Genomic DNA, 22047 nt, shown 5'->3' with positions numbered 1-22047 from the left:
AGTTGCACACCCGAAATGGGTTGAATTTTGACATATTTTTTTTACATCTAGGCAACTTTGCGAAACGAACAAACACTCAGGCAAGACGAAGCAGTAATGACTTTCAAGGCAAATGATCAGGTCGATGGCCTGTTCTCCGGTTCTGTGGCGGATACCGGAGTTGTGCGGCTAACCCTTTCGTTTGCGGTGCTGTCAGGTGTTGTGCTTCTTGGTGCTGTTGGCATCTGGCCAGAACAGGCACTGGTTTTCAATCAGGAAGGCGGGTTGTTTGAAACAATTTCCGCGGCGTGTTTGTTTGCAGCGGGTGTGGCCGCTTTGTGGCGATATCCGGGTGTCACCCGGCTGTATATCGGGCTGACATTACTGTTGTTGGCCGAGCGAGAGCTGGAAGCAGGCGTTTATCCTGAAGGCAGCTTGCCGTTCATGATCCTTGACGGGCTGGATTCGGTGCTGGACGTCACTCTGGTCAGGGTCTTGCTGGCCTGCGTTGTCCTGGGCGGTGTCATGTGGCATGGGATCCCGACGGGATGGCGTGCTGTCAAGCGGCGCGCGCCTTTTATGATCGTGTTCATTGCGGCCGGCTGTCTTGCCGTCATCGCTCAGCTTCTTGAAGAATTCACCGGGCTGCACGGCGAAGCTTTGTCGTCAGTTATGAAGGCGCGGCTTTTCGTGATGGAAGAAACGCTCGAGATGTTCTTTTCGATTGGCATTTTGGCCTCTGTTCTGATCGGATGGTCAAAATCGAGTTCTGACGAGACATCTCATGACAAAGACATCCGAGCCTTCCCGGACCCAAGCTGAATTTCGTTTGCCTACCCAGGAAATTCGAAACGACATCCCCTTTTATACCAAGATGTTGGGGATGCAGATGGACATGATCTATCCCGCGGACGATCCGCGCGTCGCAGTGTTTTCAGGGCACGGTCTGCGGCTGCGGATTGAAAAAGACGCGCCCGAAGGTCCGGGAACATTGCGCATCCTGACAGATGACCCGGAAAGCTTTGCAGATGGCCAACGCGTTCTTGTCGCGCCGAATGGGACCCGGATCGAAATCGAAGAGCGTAACCCGCCGCTGGTGATGCCTGAAACGGTTCATTCCTTCTTGGTGCGCAGGCTCAAGGATCAGGCGCCATGGATCATCGGTCGGGCGGGGATGCACTATCGCGATCTGGTGCCGGATCGTCTGGGCGGATCGATCATCGCCAGCCATATCCGCATCCCGGACGGGGGTCCGGTGCCCGATATGGTGCATTTTCACAAGGTTGGGTTCCAGCTGATATTCTGCATTCATGGCTGGGTGGATGTCGTTTACGAGGATCAGGGAGAAAAAATGCGCCTGACCGCAGGGGATTGCTTTATCCAGCCGCCGGAAATTCGTCATCGCGTGCTCGAGGCGTCAGACAATGTTCAGGTCATCGAGATAGGTGTGCCAGCGGAACATGTCACGGAAATCGACCATGACATGCAGCTTCCCACGCCGCATTTTCGCCCGGACCGTGAATGGCAGGGACAACGCTTTGTCTTCAACCAGGCCAAGGGCGCTGAATGGGTGCCATTCCGTCTTCCAGGTTACATCTGCCGCGATACGACGATTACCGAGAACACCAAAGGGGTCGCTGGCGTCCAGGTCGTCCGCAAGGGGCAGGGCGATACCGAATGGGCCAGTCACGATACGGACATTCACTTTACCTTCGTGATGAACGGGGCGGTCACGCTGGAAGGCGAGGGGCGCGAGCCCTACCGGCTGGAGCAAGGTGACGCCTTTGTCATCCCGCCCGGGATGCGCACGCGCTTGTCCTCGCCCTCGGACAACATCGAGTTGCTGGAAGTCACCTTGCCCGGTACGTTCACGACAACACTGGGCTGACTGAAAAATACTGGCTGGGGGCTTCAATTCCTCGGCCATTTTGCTTAACGATCCAAATTTCTGACCAGATGATCAAAAAACGGGGAATCGCCATGTCGCTCAAAGACGCCGCCTTGTCAGTCCGCGAAAACGCCTATGCGCCTTACTCGAATTTCAAGGTTGGTGCAGCGCTTCGGGCTTCGACGGGTCAGATCTTTTCCGGGTGCAACGTTGAAAACGTGGCCTATCCCGAAGGCACTTGTGCCGAGGCCGGCGCAATCGCCGCGATGGTCGCCGCAGGGGAGCAGGAACTGACCGAGGTCTATGTGGTCGCCTCCAGCCCTCAGCCTGTGCCGCCTTGCGGTGGGTGTCGCCAGAAACTGGCCGAGTTTGGCAAGCGCGACGTGAAGGTTACTCTGGCAACCGTGGACGGCGCTGAATTCGAGACAACCATTGGGGATTTGTTGCCGGGCGCCTTCGACGCGTCACATATGGAGGATGTCTGAACGCATGGATGCCCGCTCGATCATAGCAAAACTGCGCAGGCAGGAGGTGCCTGGGCGCGAGGAGCTGACCTGGTTTGCGCAGGGGCTTGCGGATGGAAGCGTCAGCGATGCGCAGGCCGGGGCATTCGCCATGGCTGTCTGCATGGGCGGATTGGGCCCTCAGGGGCGTGCGGATTTGACGATCGCGATGCGCGACAGCGGTGACGTTCTGACCTGGGACGTGGACGGGCCGGTGATCGACAAGCACTCGACCGGAGGGGTTGGGGACAGCGTCAGTTTGGTTCTTGCTCCGGCGTTGGCGGAATGTGGGGCGTATGTCCCAATGATCTCGGGCAGGGGTCTTGGGCATACCGGCGGAACGCTGGACAAGTTAGAGGCGATACCGGGGGTCAGCACTCAGATTGGGCAGGACCGTCTTGCGCAGATTTTACGCGATACCGGCGCGGCCATCGTCGGGGCGACCGGCCAGATCGCGCCGGCAGACAAGCGCCTTTATGCGGTGCGGGATGTGACCGCGACGGTCGAGAGCTTGGATCTGATCACAGCGTCGATCCTGTCCAAAAAGCTGGCCGCCAGCCCGGACGCGCTGGTTCTGGATGTCAAAACCGGCAGCGGTGCTTTCATGAAAACGATGGAAGATGCCCGCAAATTGGCCACCGCATTGACCCAGACCGCAAACGCAGCAGGATGCCGCACGTCGGCGGTGATCACGGATATGAACCAACCATTGGCCCCGGCGTTGGGCAATGCCTTGGAAATCGCGGAAGTGATGAAAGTGCTGACCACGTCGAATGCTTCGCCTTTGGCAGACATTTCCGCCGAGCTGGGGGGTGTCCTGCTGACCGATGCAGGAATGTGCGGAACGGTTGAGGAAGGGCGTGAGAAGATCTTTGAAATCATCCGTGACGGCCGCGCTGCCGAACGGTTCGGGCGCATGATGGCAGCGGTCGGTGGCCCGGTTCAGTTTGTCGATACCTGGGCCCGGTTCCTGCCTGAGGCGAATGTCATCCAAGAGGTTCCGGCCCCGCAGGACGGCTTCATCTCGGCCGTTGACGGAGAAGCTCTGGGTCTTGCCGTGGTTGCGCTGGGCGGTGGCCGTCAGGTCGAAAGTGATGAGATCGACCCCGCCGTCGGGATATCCAGTATTCTTCGGCTTGGGGATCGCGTGTCAAAGGGAGCGCCGATTGCAGTGATCCATGCTGCTCGGGAAGATGCCGCGCGCAGAGCCGCAGAAACCGTGCTGAGCGCGATTGAGATCAGGGATAGGGCTCCGACGCTTCCGGATCTGATCCACGAAAGGATCAGCGTATGAGCCGTGCATTTCTCGTCGTCATGGACTCCGTTGGAATAGGCGGTGCGCCTGATGCCGATCGTTTTTTCAATGGCGACGTTCCGGATAGCGGGGCAAATACGCTGGCCCATATCGCGCAGGCCTGTGCCGAAGGGCGGGCCGAAGACGGGCGCTCGGGCCCCTTGAACCTGCCGAACCTCGACGCGCTGGGTTTGGGTGCGGCTGCGCGGTTGGCGTCTGGGGACGCAATCCCCGGATTGAACGCGAAACCCAATGGGCTGTGGGGCTGCGCGCGCGAGCATTCGCCCGGCAAAGACACGCCCTCGGGCCACTGGGAACTGGCAGGTCGGCCGGTGCCGTGGGATTGGCACTATTTCCCGGATACGGTTCCGGTTTTTCCTGCGGACCTGAGCCGCGCAGCGGCCCAGGCCGCCGGGACCGAAGGCATCCTTGGCGATTGCCATGCCTCGGGCACGGAGATCATCGCCGAACTGGGTGCCGAGCATATGCGAACCGGCTGGCCGATCTGCTACACCTCAGCTGACAGTGTGTTTCAGATTGCAGCCCATGAGGAGAGTTTCGGACTGGACCGTTTGCTGGACATGTGCCGCGCCCTTGCACCGCGCTTGCACGAGATGAAAGTGGGCCGTGTCATTGCGCGCCCCTTTGTCGGTTCGCCAGAGGCGGGATTCGAACGAACAACCAACCGCAAGGATTTCGCCATTCTGCCGCCGGCACCGGTTCTGACCAATTGGGCGCAGGATGCCGGGCGGAAGGTGCACGCGGTGGGCAAGATCGGCGACATCTTTTCCATGCAGGGTATCGACACGCTGCGCAAAGGGTCAGACGCTGAACTCATGCGGCACCTTTCAGATCTGGTGGATGACGCCGAACAGGGCAGCCTGACTTTTGCCAACTTTGTTGAATTCGACAGTCTTTACGGCCACCGCCGCGATATCAGCGGTTATGCCCGAGCATTGGAATGGTTCGATCACGAGATCGGCAAGTTTCTGGCCAGGCTGCGCCCCGGCGACTTGTTGGTGTTGACCGCCGATCATGGCAATGATCCCAGCTGGACCGGGACGGATCACACACGTGAACAAGTGCCGGTTCTGATTTCCGGGTCGGGCACGGGGCAGATCGGCCAGGTGGACTTTGCCGATATTGCCGCCAGCATCGCCCATCACCTGAACATTCCGGCGCAAGGGCCGGGAAGGAACTTTCTATGAGCGTCGCCGATCTGCCGAAAATAGAACTGCACCTGCATCACGAAGGCGCCGCGCCACCGGCATTCATACGTCAGCTTGCGCATGAAAAACGGGTGGACCTGAGCGGTATCTTCAAGCCGGACGGATCCTATGATTTCCGCGATTTCGCGCATTTCCTGAATGTGTATGAAGCTGCTTGCGAAGTCCTGAAGACGCCCGAAGACTTTCGGCGGCTGACATTGGCCATTCTCGAAGAAAGCGCCGAAAACGGTGTCGTCTATTCTGAGACTTTTCTGAGCCCCGATTTTTGTGGCGGCGGCGACCTGCACGCCTGGCGGGACTATCTGAACGCCATTCAGGACGCGGCGGACGAGGCCGAGCGCAAGTTTGACATCACCCTGCGCGGCGTCATTACCTGTGTGCGCCATTTCGGCCCCGATCAAGCCAAGCGAAGCGCCTATTGCGCGGCAGAGACTGCGGGCGACTGGATCACCGGTTTTGGCATGGGTGGCAATGAATCCGTTGGCACTCAGGGCGATTTCAAATGGGCGTTCGATTGCGCGCGCGAGGCCGGCCTGCGGCTGACGACACATGCCGGTGAGTTCGGAGGTCCGGAAAGCGTGCGCGATGCCGTCCGTGATCTGGGGGTCGAGCGCATCGGGCACGGTGTTCGCGCCATTGAGGATCCGGACCTTGTTCGCGAACTGGTCGACCGGGACATCACTCTGGAGGTCTGTCCGGGATCGAATGTGGTTCTGGGGCTTTTCCCGGATTTTGCGACACATCCAATCGCGGCCTTGCGTGATGCGGGCGTGAAGGTCACCGTCTCAACGGATGACCCGCCATTTTTTCACACGACCATGCGGCGGGAATATGGAATGCTGAACGCAGCTTTCGGCTGGGAGGCCGAAGATTTTGCGGCCCTGAACGAAACCGCCTTGGAAGCGGCCTTTTGCGATGACGCTACCCGTGCACGGGTCAAGAAAAGACTGGAGAAAACATGAGCGAACATCTGACCATCGTCGATCACCCTCTGGTGCAACACAAACTGACGCTCATGCGGGACAAGGGCACCTCGACCGCCGTGTTCCGGCAGTTGCTGCGCGAAATAACGCTGCTGCTGGCCTATGAGGTCACGCGCGAAATTCCGTTGACCACGCGCCATATCGAAACACCGATGGAAGAAATGGATGCACCCATTCTGGCGGGCAAGAAAATGGCGCTGGTGTCGATCCTGCGTGCTGGAAACGGGATGCTGGACGGGGTGCTGGAGCTTGTTCCTTCTGCGCGTGTCGGCTTTGTCGGTCTGTATCGCGACGAAGAAACGCTTAAGCCCGTGCAGTATTACTTCAAGGCACCCGAGAGCCTGAAAGACCGTTTGGTTATCGCGGTGGATCCGATGCTGGCCACCGGCAACAGCTCGGCTGCGGCGATTGACCTGCTGAAAGAGGCGGGGGCGACGGATATCCGCTTTCTGTGCCTGTTGGCCGCGCCGGAAGGTGTGGCGCGTATGAAAGAGGCGCACCCGGATGTGCACATCGTCACCGCTGCACTGGACCGCGAGCTGAACTCGAAAGGCTATATCATGCCGGGTCTGGGCGATGCGGGCGACCGGATGTTTGGAACCAAGTAAACCGGCTTATTCACCGCATATGTTTTGCAGCCGGACCCAATCACGGTCCGGCAACACCTGTTCCAGTGTCCGGCCGGCCATGGGATCAGCCTCGATCAGGCCCAATACTGACTCTCCGGTAATATCCTGAGCATAGGCGTAAGGGGTGGAAGGCAGGGCGCTTTGCGAGAACATCGCCAGCAAGTCTTCGTCCGGAAGGGAAGGTCGGGGCTGCGAGAGGACCTGTTCGGTATAGGTGTCGATGATCTCAGGTGTCAGTTCCCCGGTCGTCAACAGCCGAAAGGCCGAGGCCGCCCCGGTTCTGTCCAGCAGATCATCCAGCGGGTCGTTGAGCGCCGTCCGCGCGCGCTCTGCAACAACATAGCCTGCTGCGACAGCAGGGTCTTCGTGATCTTCAACCAGCGCCCGGTTCAACAGAACGGTGCCACCCGGCAAGCTGAGGCTGTCCTGAACGCCGGCGGGCAGAATAACGATCTGTCGTACGCCCGTACGACTGGCCAAGCGATCTAGTGAAGCCTGCGCATCCACGGAAGAACAGGCCGGTCCCGAGACGCGTTCGATCCGACGCAGGATTGTGTCTCCGATTTCCTGCCGTTTGATTTCGGGCACGACCGAGACAACATGGTTTTGCAACGCACCGGGCAGCCAAAACAACAATACGGCCAGAACCGCAGCCACAACGCCTCCGACGCTCATCCAGCGCAAACGGCCGGGATGGGGGCGCGAGCGTTCGATGGCACGTTGCAGCCGATCGATCGCTTCAAGCATCGTGGTTTCGGATTCTCCCAGTTCCAGTGTCTCATCCGGATCACCGTCGGGGCTAAAAACAGCCGGAAAGGCACCGGGGTTCTGCCGTTCAAGCGCCGCCAAAGACCAATGCGTCAAAGCCCTGTCATTGAAATCGGAAATGGTTAGGGTCGCCTCGCCAATCGATACCACGACTTCGCGCCGCTGTTCATCGGGCGAAGGGCGCCACAGACCGGTGGCTTCGATCCGCTGGTACTGTTTCAGGGCCGTCATCTGGTTGGGGTCTGCTCGAAATTGTTTTGCCGCAGCTTAGCATGGTGAAAACGCCGTGCGCAAACCTGTTGCGCAGGTATTCCGATTTGTGCTGGATACCCGTCAGGAAAAAGATCGCCGATCTTTGATCGCAACAAGGGCGCGAACATGCAGGCAGACACGACCACCTCTCCGGTGCTGGCTTCAGCCCTTATGGTAGCAGCAATGGCAATTATCGGCGTGATCGACAATGTTGTGATCCTGCTGGCCGAGACGGTCGGGCTGTGGCAATTCCATTTCATGCGGGCATTGCTGATGCTGCCGCTGATTGTCGGGCTGTCCCTTTTGGGGCTGGGCGGGCTGAGGCCGCAACGGTGGGGGGCGGTCATCTTACGCAGTCTTCTGATTACGACGGCCATGTTTTTCTATTTTGCGTCGCTGTCGATGATGCCGATTGCGCAAGCCCTGGCAGGGTTGTTCACCTCGCCGATTTTCGTGCTGCTGATTTCGTCCTTTGCGCTTGGGCAAAAGATCGGGCCGTGGCGCATTCTGGCTGTGCTGGTCGGTTTTTCGGGCACCCTTCTGGTTTTGCAACCCAACCCGGTCGAATTTGACATGCGTTCGGTTTTTCCAATTGCCGCAGGTTTTTTCTATGCCTTGAGTTCGATCATGACGCGGACATATTGCGCGCGTGAAAGCACGGTTGCGATGCTGGCAGCCATGGTCATTACCCTTGGGCTGTCAGGGGCCGTGGGCGCCGCCTTGTTCACGGTTGCACCCGTTGCCACGCTGGACGGGCCGGATGGCTTTGTTACACGGGGTTGGGTCTGGGAAGTGGGGCCCGCGTTGCCATGGATTGTTGTTCAGGCCGTCGGGTCGACGATTGCGGTCTTCATGCTCATCAAAGCCTATCAGGTAGGCGAGACCTCTTACGTGGCCGTGTTCGAGTATTCGGTGATGATTTTCGGGCCGCTCTTTGCATTCGTCGCACTGGGTCAGACCCTCGATTTGATGCAGGTGTCCGGGATTGTCCTGATCGCGACGGCAGGGGTTTTGCTGGGCTGGCGGGCCAGGCGGTCATCCACCCAGCAGGAACTTGCCTGACACATACAACAGCGCATTGCCAACGGATTTTGCACGCTGAAACCTCAATAAGCAGGTTCATTTCAACGGATCAGGTGCAGATGGATTCGTAAGTTCCATGCGTGCTGACCGTTTCGAAAATTGCACAAAAGCCTGTTCAAGCCTTGTGAGTGTTTACCAAATCGCCCTGGGAGCGCGCTGAGACGGCCCAAATTGGGCATAAATATGTCCGAAATAAGACAGCCCCGGTTTTTGATGTTAGCTGTTTTGCATAGTGAGTTTGTGCCAAAGGGGGTTAGGCACGTGTCTGAAGTTACGAGTATTTCTGTTTATCTTGATCAGTCGTCCGATACTGATCCATCCGGTTTGAACCACGCGGTGAACGCGCGCCGTGGTGGTTTTTTGAACGGCACGAAGGTTGCGACAACAAGCGGGTGGAAACCGGTTGAGCGCATTGCAGTCGGCGATCTGGTCCGAACTCTGGATCACGGGTTCAAAGAGGTGCGCCGCATCTCGACCAGCGTCGTGGTCATTCCTGCCGAAGAGCGCCGTTCCGAGTATTTGCCGGTTTTCGTACCGGCACGCGCCGCGTATAACGGGCGCCCCGTTTGGCTGATGCCCGAACAGGGCATTGCTCTGAACCTGTCGCAGATTGATGCCGATGTCAGCGGATGTTCCGTCGTATCCGCAAGACTGCTGAATGGCGTGGGTCGGTTTATGTCGCAGGCACCGGGATCGTCGTTTGAGGTCCGTTCCCTGTTTTTCGACGAAGATCAGGTGATTTTTGTCGAGGGCGGCCTGCAAGCTTACTGCCCTTCCGGCCTGTTCAACATGCGCGGCAGGGTCAGCGGGGCTGGTTACGATGTCGCCGATGAAGAGACCGGCACAAAGCTGGTCAACCTGATTGCAAGCAGGGGAGATATGTCAGCCCTTGCCAACCCATTGGGTGCCCTGCCTGCACCCATTCCGCAGGAACCGATATTTCCGATCCGTCCGCCCTCTGGGGTCAGGCGGCCGGGTCGACCGGGGCGTCCAAACGCGCCGGTGCTGTTTCTGCGGCCCGAATGGCAGATCTAACCAAACACTGACAAAAACGATGCAGGCGCGTGATCTCACGCGCCTGCGTCACTGATTCAGGCAGCCTTTGCTTCGGGGTTGAAACGCCCGTAGAAGGTTTGACCCTTTTCTGCCATCTCACGCACCAGTGGCGGGCAGGCAAAGCGTTCGCCATATTTCTCGGCCAGCTGATCACATCTTTCGGCTGCGTAGGGCGTGCCGATGATGTCGAGCCAGCTGAGCGGACCACCGGACCACGGCGCAAAGCCCCAGCCCAGAATGGCGCCCACGTCGCCTTCACGAATGTCTTCCAGCACACCTTCTTCCAGCGCCCGAACCGCTTCCAGAACCTGAGCGAACATCAGGCGCTCCTGTACCTCGATCAGGTCGGGCTGGTCTTTGGCAAGCGGATACTTATCCTGAAGACCCTTCCAGTATTCGACGCGCTTGCCTTTTTCGTCATAGTCGAAGAAGCCGGCGTTTGCCTTGCGGCCCAGACGGCCCTGTTCTTCCATCCAGAAGATCAGATCGTCCGAGGGGCTTTCCGGATAGGCATTGCCCATGGCGGCCTTGGTCGCACGGGCGATCTTGGCCCCCAGATCAATCGAGGTTTCATCGGTCAGCTGGATCGGACCAACCGGAAAGCCCAACTGACGTGCGGCGTTGTCGATCAGCACGGGGCTCACGCCTTCGGTGATCATCCGTGCGCCTTCGTTGATGTACGGAATGATGCAGCGATTGGCGTAGAAGAAGCGCGCATCGTTGACCACGATCGGCGTCTTGCGGATCTGGCGCACGTAGTCGAGCGCCTTGGCAACGGCGCGATCACCGGTTTCCTTGCCCTTGATGATCTCGACCAGCAACATCTTCTCGACCGGTGAGAAGAAGTGGATGCCGATGAATTGGTCGGGACGCACGCTTGCCTTGGCCAGATCGGTGATCGGCAGGGTCGAGGTGTTCGAGGCAAAGATGCAGTCCTCGGGGATGATCGCTTCGACCTTTTTGGTCATCTCGGCCTTTACGCCCATGTCTTCAAACACGGCTTCGATGATCAAGTCACACCCTTTCAGATGGTTCAGATCCGGTGTCGCCGTGATGCGGGCCAGCATGGCCTCTTTCTTTTCGGCCGTGACCTTGCCGCGCTTGATACCCTTGTCCAGATAGGTTTCGGTATAAGCTTTGCCTTTGTCGGCCGCCTCCTGATCGCGGTCGACCAGAACGACTTCCATACCAGCTTGGGCAGAAACCAGCGCGATACCGGCCCCCATCATGCCAGCGCCCAGAACGCCGATCTTCTTGACACGCTGATCGGGAACACCTTTCGGACGGACCGCGCCTTTTTCAAGCGCTTCCTTGTTGAGGAACAGTGACCGGATCATCGCCGACGAGGACGGGTTCATCAGCACGTTGGTGAACCAGCGGGCTTCAATTTTCAAAGCGGTGTCAAAGTCGACCAGCGCGCCTTCATAGATCGCGCTCAGAAGGGCTTTGGCCGCAGGGAAGGCGCCTTGCGTTTTCCCATGAACCATGGCGCTCGCGCCCACGAAGGTCATGAAACCGGCAGGGTGGTAGGGCGCACCACCGGGCATCTTGTAGCCCTTCGCGTCCCACGGTTTCACCAGGTCGGCGTCCTTGGCATTCAGAACCCATTCTTTGGCCGCAGCGACCGGATCGTCGGCAACTGCGTCGATCAACTGCGCGCCCTTGGCCTTGGCCGGGTCCATCATCTTGCCTTCAAGCAGCACCGGGGCCGCCGCCATGGCGCCCACCATGCGGCTGTAACGGATGGTGCCGCCGCCGCCGGGGAAGATGCCCAGCAGGATTTCGGGCAGCCCGATCTTGGACTTTGGATTGCTTGTCATGACGCGGTGATGGCAGGCCAGTGCGATCTCGGTCCCGATCCCGGCGCAGGTTCCGTTGATCGCGCAGGCGATGGGCTTGCCACCTTTCTTGGTTTTGGGGTCCATGCCCGCCAATTCCAGCTTGCGCAGGATGTGATGCCCGCCCATGACGAAATCAAACAACGCCTGCGCAGGTTCGTCCCCGGCTTCCTGACGGATAGTGGCCAATGTGTTCAGGTCCATTCCGCCGGCAAACGAGCCTTCCTTGCCCGAGGTAATGACAATACCTTTGATCTCGTCGTCGCTCAGGGCCTGATCAATCAGTTGGCTGACTTCTTGAAAAGCCTCGCGGGTCAGCACGTTCATGGATTTTCCCTGGGCGTCCCAGGTCACAAAGGCGACGCCGTCCGCGTCTTTGGTCAGAGTGAAATCAGTCATTGTCATCTCCAATCTGGTCAGCCGTCAGCGGGCTGCCGTCTTTCCGGGTGAAAGAGAATCCGTTTTCATCATCCTTCACCATCATGTCTATGTCGCTGTAATAGCCGGTCTCGGTCGGGGTCCGTGTGCCCACCACCAGAAAGGTCGCGGGCGCATCGGTCTTGTTCACAAGGTGGTGGCCATTGGCCTCACCAGCGGGCCAAGCGGCGCAGTCACCGGGCAGCATCTCATGCTCACCATCGTCATCGATCAGCACGCATTTGCCGCTGAGCATGATGGCAAACTCGTCCTGCTCCATATGGTAGTGGCGCAGCGACGAGAGGCCCTGAGGCTCCAGCCGCACGATGTTGACCCCGTACTGGGTCAGCCCGCCCGCATCCCCGACGCGCTGCACGAAACGACCAGCGGTCGCCTCGGCCAGCTTGCCCGGATAGGACGAGCCCCCCTTGAACGGGATCTGAGAGAGATCCAGCTTGGGCATCAGACCCGCTCGATAATCGTTGCCGCACCCATGCCGGACGCAATGCAAAGCGTGGCCAGACCGGTTTCCTTGTCCTGACGCTCCAGTTCATCCAGCAAGGTGCCGATGATGATCGCACCGGTTGCGCCCAGCGGGTGACCCATCGCGATCGATCCGCCGTTGACGTTGACCAGCGCCGGATCGACGTCAAAGGCCTGCTGGAACCGCAGCACGACCGAAGCAAAGGCTTCGTTGACTTCGAACAGGTCCAGATCGCTGATCTTCATGCCGTTGTCGGCCAGGATCTTCTCGGTCACAGGAACCGGGCCGGTCAGCATGATGGTCGGGTCGGTACCGATCTTGGCGGTGGCCTTGATGCGGGCGCGGGGTTTCAGGCCGTATTTTTCACCAAATTCCTTGTTGCCGATCAGCACGGCCGCAGCCCCATCCACGATGCCCGAGCTGTTGCCCGCATGATGGATGTGATTGATCCGCTCAAGATGTGGGTATTTCAGCATCGCCACCTTGTCGAAACCGGGCATCTGCTCGCCCATCATCTGGAAGGACGGGTTCAACGCGCCAAGGCTTTGCATGTCGGTGCCCGGCCGCATGTACTCGTCGCGGTCCAGAATGGGCAGGCCGTTCTGGTCTTTGACCGTGATGATCGACTTTTCGAACCGGTTTTCCGCCCAGGCTTCCGCCGCGCGCTTTTGGGATTCAACTGCCAGAGCGTCCGCGTCATCGCGGCTGAACCCGTATTCCGTGGCAATGATGTCGGCCGAGATGCCCTGCGGCACAAAGTAGGTCTCCATCGCCAGAGAGGGGTCAACAGCAATCGCCGCCCCGTCGCTGCCCATGGGAACACGGCCCATCATCTCAACGCCACCTGCGATGTAAGCGTCGCCCGCGCCGCCCTTGACCTGGTTTGCGGCCAGGTTCACGGCTTCCATCCCGCTCGCGCAGAAGCGGTTGATCGCCAGGCCGGGGATCGACTGGTCCAGGTTCGAGGCCAGAACAGCCGAGCGCGCCAGACAGCCGCCTTGTTCCATCACCTGCGTGACGTTGCCCCAGATCACGTCTTCGACGGCGTGGCCTTCGAGGTTGTTGCGTTCTTTCATCGCGTTCAGGGTCAGGGCGGACAGGCGCACCGAGGTTACCTCGTGCAGGCTGCCATCCTTGCGGCCCTTGCCGCGCGGGGTGCGCAGAGCGTCATAAATATAAGCTTCGGTCATGGGTCTTCTCCTCAAGCTCGATCCGACGGGTTGCCGGGCATCAGGTCATATGGGTGTTTCCAGCCGGGCTGTTCGGACAGGCGAGTCAGCCAGGCGTCGATATGGGGCCAGTCGGCGCGGTCAAAGCCGAATGGTTCAGGGTAATACAGATAGCCGCAGCAGCTGAGATCGGCGTTGGTCACGCCGTCGCCGACGATCCAGTCGCGGCCTTCCAGATGCGCGTTCAGCACCTGATAGGCGGCCTTCAGGCGGCCCTGGTTGAAGGCGATCACATCCGGGTTGCGATGCTGTTCGGGCAGAAAGTTGATCAGGAACCGGGTCAGGCCCGCCATCGAGCTGAGCTTGTGATTGTCCCACAGCACCCAGCGCAGGATGTCATAGTTATCTTCCCGATTTTTGCCGCCGAACTTTCCTGATTTTTCAGTCACATAGGCCTGAATGGCACCGGATTGGGAGGTTTGGAAATCACCATCGACCATGAGGGGCGCTTCGCCCATCACGTTGATTTCCGAACGGAACTCGGGGCTTCGGGTGACGCCGTTGAAGAAATCGACAAAGACCGGTTCCCAATCGAGGCCAGACATTTCCAACGCCAGAGCGGCCTTGTAGGAATTGCCGCTTTCTCCGAAGCAGTGCAGTTTAATGGTCATGCAATCGCCCCTCCCGTGGCGTTTTGTGCGTCTTTTACCCTAGCTTGGCGGTTTTGGTGCCTAGCGCTTGCGCGCCTCCAACTCGGAATTGAAAAGACGCAATCGATGGGTAAGGTTGTCTTCATCAATGACGCTGTTGAAATTTTCGAACAGAAAAGACAGCGCTTCGCCTTCATCTAATCCTGCCTCACGGGCAAAAGCCCTGAGCTTTCGATAGCCGTCCTCGGTCATGGCGACCGGGAATCGGCGGGTCAGGCGAAATCGTTTTGGCATTGTATCTCCTCCGAAAACCGGCTCCGGGGCGGGACCCCGGAACCGGAGAAAGATCAGAAGTTTGCAGCTTCCAGCGCCATGACGGTATCCGCGCCGGTTTGAATGCGCGACAGATGCAACGCCGTGGCCGGCAGACGGCGGGCCATGTAGAAGCGGCCGGTGTTGATCTTGGTCTCGTAGAACTCTTTGTCCGACGTGCCACTGTCCAGCGCTTCTTGTGCGGCCTTGGCCATACGCGCCCACATCAGGCCCAGGCAGACATGACCGAACATGTGCATGAAATCGTAGGAACCGGACAGCGCGTTGTTCGGATTTTTCATGCCTTCCTGCATGAAATACATACCAGCCGCCTGCAAATCCTTGGACGCAGCCTTCAGCGGTTCGATGAAGGCTTTGTCATAAGCCTCGTTCTGGCCTGCGTTTTCCTTGCAGAAGGTTTTGACCATATCGAAGAAGGCCATGACGTGCTTACCGCCATCCTGCGCCAGTTTGCGGCCAACAAGGTCCAACGCCTGAACGCCGTTGGCGCCTTCATAGATCATGGCGATCCGGGCATCGCGGGTGTATTGCGACATGCCCCATTCTTCGATGTAGCCGTGCCCACCATAGACCTGCTGCGCCTGAACGGTCATGTCGTAACCTTCATCCGTCAGGAAGCCCTTGATGACCGGGGTCAGAAGCGAGATCAGCCCGTCCGCGTCTTTGTCACCCGATCGGTGGGCTTTATCGATCATGGTCGCGCCCCAAAGGATGAACGCGCGTGCGCCTTCGGTGAAGCTTTTCTGATCCATCAGATTGCGACGGATGTCAGGGTGAACGATCAGCGGATCAGCCGGGCCATCGGGGTTCTTTACACCGGTTACATCGCGGCCCTGCAGCCGGTCTTTGGCGTATTCCAGAGCGTTCTGATACGCCGCTTCGGCCTGCGACAGGCCTTGCATGCCCACACCCAGACGCGCTTCGTTCATCATGGTGAACATCGCACGCATACCTTTGTGCTCTTCGCCCAGCAGCCAGCCGGTGGCCTCGTCATAGTTCATGACGCAGGTCGAGTTGCCGTGGATGCCCATCTTTTCTTCGATCTTGCCGACCGAGACGCCGTTGCGTTCGCCCAGCGAACCGTCCTCGTTCACGATGAACTTGGGCACGATGAACAGCGAAACGCCCTTGATGCCTTCGGGTCCGCCGGGGATTTTGGCCAGCACCAGGTGGATGATGTTGTCGGCCATGTCGTGATCGCCAGCCGAGATAAAGATCTTCTGGCCCGAGATTTTATAGCTGCCGTCGCCCTGCGGTTCCGCTTTGGTGCGCATCAGGCCCAGATCGGTGCCGCAATGCGGTTCGGTCAGGTTCATGGTACCGGTCCATTCACAGCTGACCATTTTGGGCAGGTACTTGTTCTTCTGCTCGTCCGTTCCGTGCGCCAGAATCGCCGAGGCCGCGCCGTGCGTCAGGCCCTGGTACATGGTGAAAGCCTGGTTTGAGCCCGAGAACATCTCACCCACAGCAGTGCCCAACACATAGGGCATGTTTTGGCCGCCATACTCTTCCGGCATGTCGAGGCCAGTCCAGCCGCCTTCCTTCATCTGCTCGAAGGCTTCCTTGAACCCGGTCGGGGTGTACACAATACCGTTTTCCAACCGGCATCCTTCGGTGTCGCCGACAACGTTCAGCGGATGCAGAACATTTGTGGCAACCTTGCCGGCTTCTTCCAGAACCGCGCCGGTAAACTCGGCTTCCAGTTCGTTATAGCCGGGTATGTCCGACTTTGAGACATTCAGCACGTCGTGCAGGATGAACTGCATGTCTTTGGTTGGCGCGTTGTAAACGGGCATGTGAAGCTCCCTTAATTCATATGTCCGGATGACAGGTCGAGGTTACTCGGCTGCCTTCTTTTCCTGTTTCATCGAGGCGATGACTTTCTCGCCCCAGCGCAACTGCTCTTTCAGATCGTCGATGGCCTGAGTCAGCTCTTCGCGGCGCGCTTCCATGTCCTCCAGACGCTCGCACGCGATTTCATAGGTCCGGGTCATCTGCGTGACCTGCTGGTCGCCTACATGGTACAAATCCAGCAGTTGTCGAATTTCTTCCAGGCTGAACCCAAATCGTTTGCCGCGCAGGATCAGTTTGAGCCGCGCCCGATCACGCTTGGTGAACAGACGTTTCTGGCCTTCACGGATCGGGAACAGAAGTTCCTTGGCCTCATAGAACCGCAAGGTGCGTGGCGTGACATCATAGGTCTCGCACATCTCACGGATGGTCATCACATCTTCGGTCATTCGTCATACTCTCGTCACTGGCGTCATGAGATATGAGTTGCGCAGTTGGTACGCGCTTTACAACACGAGAGTGACGTTTACGTAATCCAGACGCTGCGTCATTTCAAAGTTGACGTAACATCCGGTCACGTAAGCACGCTCTGACGCAATTTTCTTTCCGTAGCGTCATGCGGAATTTCCCGCCAAAGCTGTCGCAATTGCGGAAACACCGCGCATCTGTTTGCGCAGATTCAGGGTGATCAATTCGAATTTTCGGATTGGGGGGCGGCTATCCCAACGACTTGGCCGTCTGGTCGCGCAGACGCTTGAGTTCGTCCATGGCTTCGTCCAGTTGCTGGCGCTGCTGCTGAAGCTCGTTCATCTGGCGATCCGCCATCTCGACGAAGGTGGCCATTTGCGCCTCATTGCCCTGATCTTCGTAGATCAAAAGCCATTGGCGGATCTCTTCCAGGGGAAATCCGAACTTGCGGCCGCGCATGATCAGCTTCATCCGCGCGCATTCGCGGGGGCCGTAAAACCGGGACCGACCTTCACGGTCCGGTTGCAAAAGTTCGATGTATTCGTAATAGCGCAGAGTGCGCGGGGTCACGTCGAACTCGGCGCACATCTCTTTGAATGACAAACGGTTGTTGGACATTCCCGATCTCCTTGTCAGCAACCTAGGCGGTCCCGATCCCGAGCGCAACAGGTGGGCTTGCCCTTTGCGGAAACAGCGGCTCATAAAGGACGGGCAGAGAACAGGACGCAAACCTATGGTCGACAAGACAGTTTTAGCCCGCCAGTTTATCGAGGCGATCCCCCACGCGCGGGCATTGAACCTCAAGCTCACGCAGATCGGTGAGGGCGAGGCAGAGATCACGTTGCCCTACAATGAGGATCTGATCGGGGATCCGCGCACATGGGTGATTCACGGTGGGGCGATTTCCACAATTCTGGACACATGCTGCGGTGCTGCTGTGATGAGCCACCCCTCGGCCCCCGGCGGGACAGCCACGATCGATCTGCGCATTGACTACATGCGCGCAGCGACACCGGGTCAGACGGTGACAGCGCATGCCGTCTGCTATCACATCACGCGGAACGTGGCGTTTGTACGAGCCACGGCTATGGACCATGACAAAGACCTGCCGGTGGCCACGGCCTCGGGGTCCTTTACGGTTGAGGGGAAATAACATGGCAAGACCTCGTCCCGAACCAATGCAGGTGGTCAAGCAGCGACGCGACGCAGCGTTGCGTGCGCTGGTTGACGGTGTACCTTACATCCGATTTCTCAATATCAGCTTCGACCGGCGCGGGGATGAACTGACCGGCGTTCTGAACTTCGATGACAAGTTGATCGGCAACCCGTTCCTGCCTGCGATTCACGGCGGTGTAACCGCGGCATTCCTCGAAGTGACCGCTGTCATCACCCTTAGTTGGGAACATATGTTCCCGCGTATCGAAAGTGGCGAGATCGACGGAGAGGCCATTGTGACCGACCCGAATATTCGCTTTCCCAAGACCATCGACTTTACCGTCGACTATCTGCGCTCGGGCCTTCCACGGGACGCATATGCACGGGCCTTCATCAGCAGATCCGGGCGGCGGTACGCCTCGGTCCGGGTCGAAGCCTGGCAGGATAACCATGCGAAACTGTTTGCGCAGGCTTCCGGACATTTTCTGATGCCGCAACCTCCCAGAGACAAGAGCTGACCGTGCAGGACGCCTCGGCGCCCATCACGCACAGGCGGGTGCTGAAGATCGCGGTGCCCATAGTCCTGTCGAATGCCACCGTGCCGATACTGGGTGCGGTGGATACGGGCGTTGTCGGTCAGATGGGCGAGGCGGCCCCGATCGGGGCGGTCGGCATCGGGGCTGTGATCCTGTCCACAATCTATTGGATCTTCGGTTTCCTGCGGATGGGCACAACCGGGATGGCGGCGCAGGCACGCGGGGCAGGCGACACCGTTGAAACCCGGGCGCTGCTGATGCGCGGCCTGATCCTGGGAGGCGCGGCAGGACTGTTCTTTATCCTTGCGCAGGTGGCCGTGTTTGCGGGTGCATTCGCGCTTTCCCCGGCAAGCCCCGAAGTCGAAGCCCTGACCCGATCCTATCTGGAAATCCGCATCTGGGGGGCGCCTGCAACCATCGCGTTATATGCCGTTACCGGCTGGCTGATCGCCGTCGAGCGTACGCGCGGCGTGTTCATCCTTCAGGTCTGGATGAATGGGTTGAATATCGGTCTCGACCTGTGGTTCGTTCTGGGCCTTGGCTGGGGGGTCGAAGGGGTTGCCATTGCCACCCTGATCGCAGAATGGACCGGTTTGGCCTTGGGGGTGTGGCTTTGCCGGGATGGGTTCGCTGATGGAATCTGGCGCGATTGGGCTCGGGTTTTCGATGCCGCCCGGCTGCGGCGTATGTTGCAGGTCAACGGTGATATCATGCTGCGATCGGTTCTGTTGACCGGATCGTTCACGACATTCCTTTTTGTTGGTTCGGATCTGGGTGACGTGAATCTGGCGGCCAATCAAGTCTTGCTTCAGTTTCTTGAAATCACCGCCTTTGCGCTTGATGGGTTTGCCTTTTCCGCCGAAGCGCTGGTCGGAGGCGCAGTCGGTGCCAGAGACAGGTATCAGGTGCGTCGCGCCTCTGTCATGGCCTCGCAATGGGGTGTTGGGGGCGCGCTGTTGCTGGCTGCGGTTTTCTTTGTCGCCGGCCCGGCGCTGATCGACCTGATGTCAACTTCACCGCAAGTGCGTGAAGCCGGGCGCGAATACCTGTTCTGGGCCGCAATCGCCCCGGTGATCGGAGTGGCAAGCTGGATGTTCGACGGTATCTACATCGGTGCCACCTGGACCCGCGCCATGCGAAACGCGATGATTCAGTCGGTGGCGATCTATTTGGTCGCTTTGTTCATGCTGGTGCCTGTCTTCGGCAATCACGGCCTGTGGGCCGCGCTGATGGTTCTCAATATCGCACGTGGTGTGACAATGGGCTGGCGCTATCCCAAGCTTGAAGCCCAGGTGGCCTAGAGCAACGTCAACAGGTTTTCCGGCGGACGTCCGATGGCGGCTTTGTCTCCGGCAATTGCAAGAGGGCGCTCGATCAGGATCGGGTTTTCGGCCATGGCACGGATCAGGTCTTCGTCGGGCGAGGTTTTGGCCAGCCCCAGTTCCTTGAACCGTTTTTCTCCTGTGCGCATCATTTCGATGGGCGACAGCCCAAGCGCGGATTGCGCAGCGCGCAACTCGTCGATTGACGGCGCGTCTTCTAGGTACTTTCGAACGAAGACCTGCGCACCGTTTTCTTCCAAAAGCGCCAGACCGGCGCGGGATTTGGAACAGCGGGGGTTGTGCCAGTATTCGATCACAGCCAATCCTCTCGTTTGCTGCCGACGGCTTGCGATACGGTGTCAAAACCGTCACGCGCCAGCAAGTCATCCAGCCCTTTGGCGATGTCGGCAGCCAGGGAAATGCCGCCATACACCATTGCGGTATAGAACTGCACGGCCGATGCCCCGGCACAGATCTTGGCATAGGCTTGCTCGGCATTGCTGATGCCGCCCACGCCTATCAGGGGGATATCCCCGTCCGTCAGTTTGCTCAGCTGAGCCAGTACGCTGGTCGACTTTTCAAACAGCGGGGCGCCCGACAAACCACCACTTTCGTCTTTCTGCGCGCTGCGCAACCCGTCGCGGGACAAGGTGGTATTGGTGGCGATCACAGCGTCCACCCCGGTTTCGCGTGCGACCTCGGCGATGTCCTGCAATTCCGCCTCGGTGAGATCCGGAGCGATTTTCAGGAAGATCGGCAGCCGGCGCGGCAGCGCATCACGTGTCTCGATCACACCGCTCAACAACGCGGTGAGAGCGGCTTTGCCCTGCAAATCCCGCAGCTTCTCCGTATTCGGGGATGATACGTTGACGGTTGCAAAATCCAGGTGTTCGGCACAATGGGCCAGCACTTTGACAAAATCGCCCGCGCGGTCTTCGCTGTCCTTGTTGGCCCCCAGATTCAGGCCGATGACCGCGTCTTTGGGGCGGTCTGCCAGCCGTTTTGCCATCACCCCCATGCCTTCATTGTTGAAGCCAAAGCGGTTGATGGCTGCCTTGTCCTCGGTCAGGCGAAAAAGACGGGGTTTGGGGTTTCCCGGTTGCGGGCGCGGCGTGACCGCCCCGACTTCGACAAAACCGAACCCGGCGCGGGACAGCGGGGCCAAAACCTCACCATTCTTGTCGAACCCGGCAGCCAGCCCAATCGGGTTCGGCAGGGTCAACCCGGCAACGACCGTTTTCAGGCGCGGCGTCGTTACCGGCCCGGGTGCGGGTGCCAGCCCTGACTTCAACGCCCTGATCGACATCCCGTGGGCGGTCTCGGGGTCCATGCGGTGCAGAACGGCAAGGCCCAGTTTCTCTGTCAGTTTCATCCGAACGTCGCCCCGGCTACACCTGACCCGCATCGGATCAGGCGCGACGTTTCCACCGCCGCCTGACGGTGGATCACCGCCGCCCGATAGGCTGGGTCGGTGACCATTTCCAGAAATGCGTGTGCCGTCGGATAGCGGGCAATGAAAACGGAATCCCATGCCTCGTCCGCCGGTCCAATCAGGGTTGCTTCAAACACCCCACGCCAGAGGATGCGCGCCCCGATGCGTTCAATGATCGGAGCGGTTTCTGCCCCGTAGCTCCGATAGGCTTGCGCTCCGGTCAGCCCTGCATTCACCAGCTCATGCGCTGTTGGGTACTGCGCCTTGGCCCGAAATTTCACCAGGTTGAGCATTTCGATCGGCTTGTCCCGATCCAATGCCTTGAAGGCCTCGAACTGGTCGCGGTCCGGGTCAATATAGGATGTCATGACATGTCCTTTGGGAACTGGTGCGCGGTGCCGTCAAACGGCAGAGGGCGTGACCAGACAACATCGCTCATCCGGATCTGGCGATAGAGATGCGGGAACAGGGCACCGCCGCGCGAGACCTCCCATTTCAGGTCGTCGCCCATCGCATCTGCGTCACAGGCCAGCAAAACCAGACCATCGACACCGGCAAAATGTTTGGCTGCGGTTTCAGCTGCTTGTTCAGCGGTGGAAAAGTGGACAAACCCGTCAGCGACGTCGATCGGAGCACCGTTCGAGGCACCTTGGTCCTGCAAGGTGGCCCACTCTTCGGCTCGGAAAATCTTGTAAATCAGCATACGGACCTGATGCCCCGCGCCGAAGATGGAATCAAGTCGGATTTCTTCTTTGACTCTCTGCCGTCATGCGCGCACGATCACCACA

Annotated in this window: 25 protein-coding genes; 12 read left to right on the top strand and 13 right to left on the bottom strand. The window is 59.1% G+C overall.

Features of this window, described 5'->3' with window-relative positions:
* Positions 1-96: 96 nt before the first annotated feature.
* The 7 genes from GOW56_RS17220 (at position 97) to upp (ending at position 6484) form a co-directional block, all read left to right on the top strand.
* Entirely contained in the window at positions 97-801 is a 705-nt protein-coding gene (locus tag GOW56_RS17220; protein ID WP_171119413.1) for a hypothetical protein, read from the top strand.
* Positions 764-1867 carry a cupin domain-containing protein gene (locus GOW56_RS17215; protein WP_171206636.1) on the top strand — a complete coding sequence of 368 codons (1104 nt, stop codon included), beginning with the start codon at positions 764-766 and terminating at the stop codon, positions 1865-1867. Before GOW56_RS17220 ends, GOW56_RS17215 begins: the two co-directional genes overlap by 38 nt.
* Before the next feature lie 68 nt (positions 1868-1935).
* Positions 1936-2352 carry a cytidine deaminase gene (locus GOW56_RS17210; protein WP_171206635.1) on the top strand — a complete coding sequence of 139 codons (417 nt, stop codon included), beginning with the start codon at positions 1936-1938 and terminating at the stop codon, positions 2350-2352.
* A gap of 4 nt (positions 2353-2356) precedes the next feature.
* Positions 2357-3664 carry a thymidine phosphorylase gene (locus GOW56_RS17205; protein ID WP_171206643.1) on the top strand — a complete coding sequence of 436 codons (1308 nt, stop codon included), beginning with the start codon at positions 2357-2359 and terminating at the stop codon, positions 3662-3664.
* Positions 3661-4872, top strand: coding sequence for a phosphopentomutase (locus GOW56_RS17200; RefSeq protein WP_171206634.1), 1212 nt, complete (start codon positions 3661-3663; stop codon positions 4870-4872). The genes GOW56_RS17205 and GOW56_RS17200 overlap by 4 nt, the downstream gene beginning before the upstream one ends.
* Positions 4869-5855, top strand: a complete 987-nt coding sequence (locus GOW56_RS17195; RefSeq protein ID WP_171206633.1) for an adenosine deaminase — start codon at positions 4869-4871, stop codon at positions 5853-5855. The genes GOW56_RS17200 and GOW56_RS17195 overlap by 4 nt, the downstream gene beginning before the upstream one ends.
* The gene (gene upp / locus GOW56_RS17190; RefSeq protein WP_152457415.1) at positions 5852-6484 is read left to right on the top strand and encodes a uracil phosphoribosyltransferase; all 633 of its coding nucleotides are present in this window, start codon (positions 5852-5854) and stop codon (positions 6482-6484) included. The genes GOW56_RS17195 and upp overlap by 4 nt, the downstream gene beginning before the upstream one ends.
* 6 nt (positions 6485-6490) lie before the next feature.
* Here the strand turns inward: upp and GOW56_RS17185 are convergent, their stop codons facing one another.
* Positions 6491-7504: a hypothetical protein gene (locus tag GOW56_RS17185; RefSeq protein WP_171170335.1), complete on the bottom strand. Its 1014-nt coding sequence runs from the start codon at positions 7502-7504 to the stop codon at positions 6491-6493.
* Positions 7505-7651: 147 nt separating this feature from the next.
* Between GOW56_RS17185 and GOW56_RS17180 the strand changes: the two genes are divergently transcribed.
* The gene (locus GOW56_RS17180; RefSeq protein WP_171206632.1) at positions 7652-8587 is read left to right on the top strand and encodes a DMT family transporter; all 936 of its coding nucleotides are present in this window, start codon (positions 7652-7654) and stop codon (positions 8585-8587) included.
* A 282-nt stretch (positions 8588-8869) separates the two neighbouring features.
* Positions 8870-9643: a Hint domain-containing protein gene (locus GOW56_RS17175; RefSeq protein WP_367396931.1), complete on the top strand. Its 774-nt coding sequence runs from the start codon at positions 8870-8872 to the stop codon at positions 9641-9643.
* A 56-nt stretch (positions 9644-9699) separates the two neighbouring features.
* On the opposite strand, the gene GOW56_RS17170 is transcribed toward GOW56_RS17175, so the two are convergent.
* From GOW56_RS17170 to GOW56_RS17135, 8 genes are all read right to left on the bottom strand, one after another.
* Positions 9700-11901, bottom strand: coding sequence for a 3-hydroxyacyl-CoA dehydrogenase NAD-binding domain-containing protein (locus tag GOW56_RS17170; protein ID WP_171206631.1), 2202 nt, complete (start codon positions 11899-11901; stop codon positions 9700-9702).
* Positions 11894-12382, bottom strand: coding sequence for a cupin domain-containing protein (locus tag GOW56_RS17165; protein WP_152457419.1), 489 nt, complete (start codon positions 12380-12382; stop codon positions 11894-11896). The genes GOW56_RS17170 and GOW56_RS17165 overlap by 8 nt, the downstream gene beginning before the upstream one ends.
* Positions 12382-13593, bottom strand: coding sequence for an acetyl-CoA C-acetyltransferase (locus GOW56_RS17160; protein ID WP_171206630.1), 1212 nt, complete (start codon positions 13591-13593; stop codon positions 12382-12384). The genes GOW56_RS17165 and GOW56_RS17160 overlap by 1 nt, the downstream gene beginning before the upstream one ends.
* An 11-nt stretch (positions 13594-13604) precedes the next feature.
* Positions 13605-14243, bottom strand: a complete 639-nt coding sequence (locus GOW56_RS17155) for a glutathione S-transferase family protein (protein WP_171206629.1) — start codon at positions 14241-14243, stop codon at positions 13605-13607.
* Positions 14244-14303: 60 nt separating this feature from the next.
* On the bottom strand, positions 14304-14516 hold the full coding sequence (locus GOW56_RS17150) for a hypothetical protein (protein ID WP_152457422.1): 213 nt from the start codon (positions 14514-14516) through the stop codon (positions 14304-14306).
* A 53-nt stretch (positions 14517-14569) separates the two neighbouring features.
* Positions 14570-16351, bottom strand: coding sequence for an acyl-CoA dehydrogenase C-terminal domain-containing protein (locus GOW56_RS17145; RefSeq protein WP_171170348.1), 1782 nt, complete (start codon positions 16349-16351; stop codon positions 14570-14572).
* A 42-nt stretch (positions 16352-16393) separates the two neighbouring features.
* Positions 16394-16795: a MerR family DNA-binding transcriptional regulator gene (locus GOW56_RS17140; RefSeq protein WP_152457424.1), complete on the bottom strand. Its 402-nt coding sequence runs from the start codon at positions 16793-16795 to the stop codon at positions 16394-16396.
* Between the two features lie 268 nt (positions 16796-17063).
* Positions 17064-17432 carry a MerR family DNA-binding transcriptional regulator gene (locus GOW56_RS17135; RefSeq protein ID WP_152457425.1) on the bottom strand — a complete coding sequence of 123 codons (369 nt, stop codon included), beginning with the start codon at positions 17430-17432 and terminating at the stop codon, positions 17064-17066.
* A 115-nt stretch (positions 17433-17547) separates the two neighbouring features.
* Here GOW56_RS17135 and GOW56_RS17130 point away from each other — a divergent pair, with 115 nt between their 5' ends.
* Genes GOW56_RS17130 through GOW56_RS17120 form a run of 3 tightly spaced genes read left to right on the top strand, consistent with a single transcriptional unit; the run spans position 17548 to position 19806 of the window.
* Positions 17548-17967: a PaaI family thioesterase gene (locus GOW56_RS17130; protein WP_171206628.1), complete on the top strand. Its 420-nt coding sequence runs from the start codon at positions 17548-17550 to the stop codon at positions 17965-17967.
* A 1-nt stretch (position 17968) separates the two neighbouring features.
* A complete protein-coding gene (locus GOW56_RS17125; protein ID WP_152457427.1) occupies positions 17969-18487 on the top strand; it encodes a PaaI family thioesterase in 519 nt (172 codons plus the stop codon).
* 2 nt (positions 18488-18489) lie between these two features.
* Positions 18490-19806, top strand: coding sequence for an MATE family efflux transporter (locus GOW56_RS17120; RefSeq protein ID WP_171206627.1), 1317 nt, complete (start codon positions 18490-18492; stop codon positions 19804-19806).
* Here the strand turns inward: GOW56_RS17120 and arsC are convergent.
* The 4 genes from arsC to GOW56_RS17100 are packed head-to-tail and all read right to left on the bottom strand — an operon-like array spanning position 19803 to position 21962.
* Positions 19803-20144, bottom strand: a complete 342-nt coding sequence (arsC, locus tag GOW56_RS17115) for an arsenate reductase (glutaredoxin) (RefSeq protein WP_171206642.1) — start codon at positions 20142-20144, stop codon at positions 19803-19805. The genes GOW56_RS17120 and arsC overlap by 4 nt on opposite strands.
* Positions 20141-21199: a quinone-dependent dihydroorotate dehydrogenase gene (locus tag GOW56_RS17110; protein WP_171206626.1), complete on the bottom strand. Its 1059-nt coding sequence runs from the start codon at positions 21197-21199 to the stop codon at positions 20141-20143. Before GOW56_RS17110 ends, arsC begins: the two co-directional genes overlap by 4 nt.
* Entirely contained in the window at positions 21196-21627 is a 432-nt protein-coding gene (locus tag GOW56_RS17105; RefSeq protein ID WP_171206625.1) for a DUF1330 domain-containing protein, read from the bottom strand. Before GOW56_RS17105 ends, GOW56_RS17110 begins: the two co-directional genes overlap by 4 nt.
* Positions 21624-21962: a DUF952 domain-containing protein gene (locus tag GOW56_RS17100; protein ID WP_152457432.1), complete on the bottom strand. Its 339-nt coding sequence runs from the start codon at positions 21960-21962 to the stop codon at positions 21624-21626. Before GOW56_RS17100 ends, GOW56_RS17105 begins: the two co-directional genes overlap by 4 nt.
* Between the last annotated feature and the right edge of the window lie 85 nt (positions 21963-22047).

This window comes from Ruegeria sp. HKCCA0235A (genome assembly GCF_013033235.1).
Classification (GTDB): Bacteria; Pseudomonadota; Alphaproteobacteria; order Rhodobacterales; family Rhodobacteraceae; genus Ruegeria.
The sequence above is the reverse complement of the archived record's forward strand: the minus strand, read 5'-3'. Positions and strand labels throughout refer to the sequence as shown.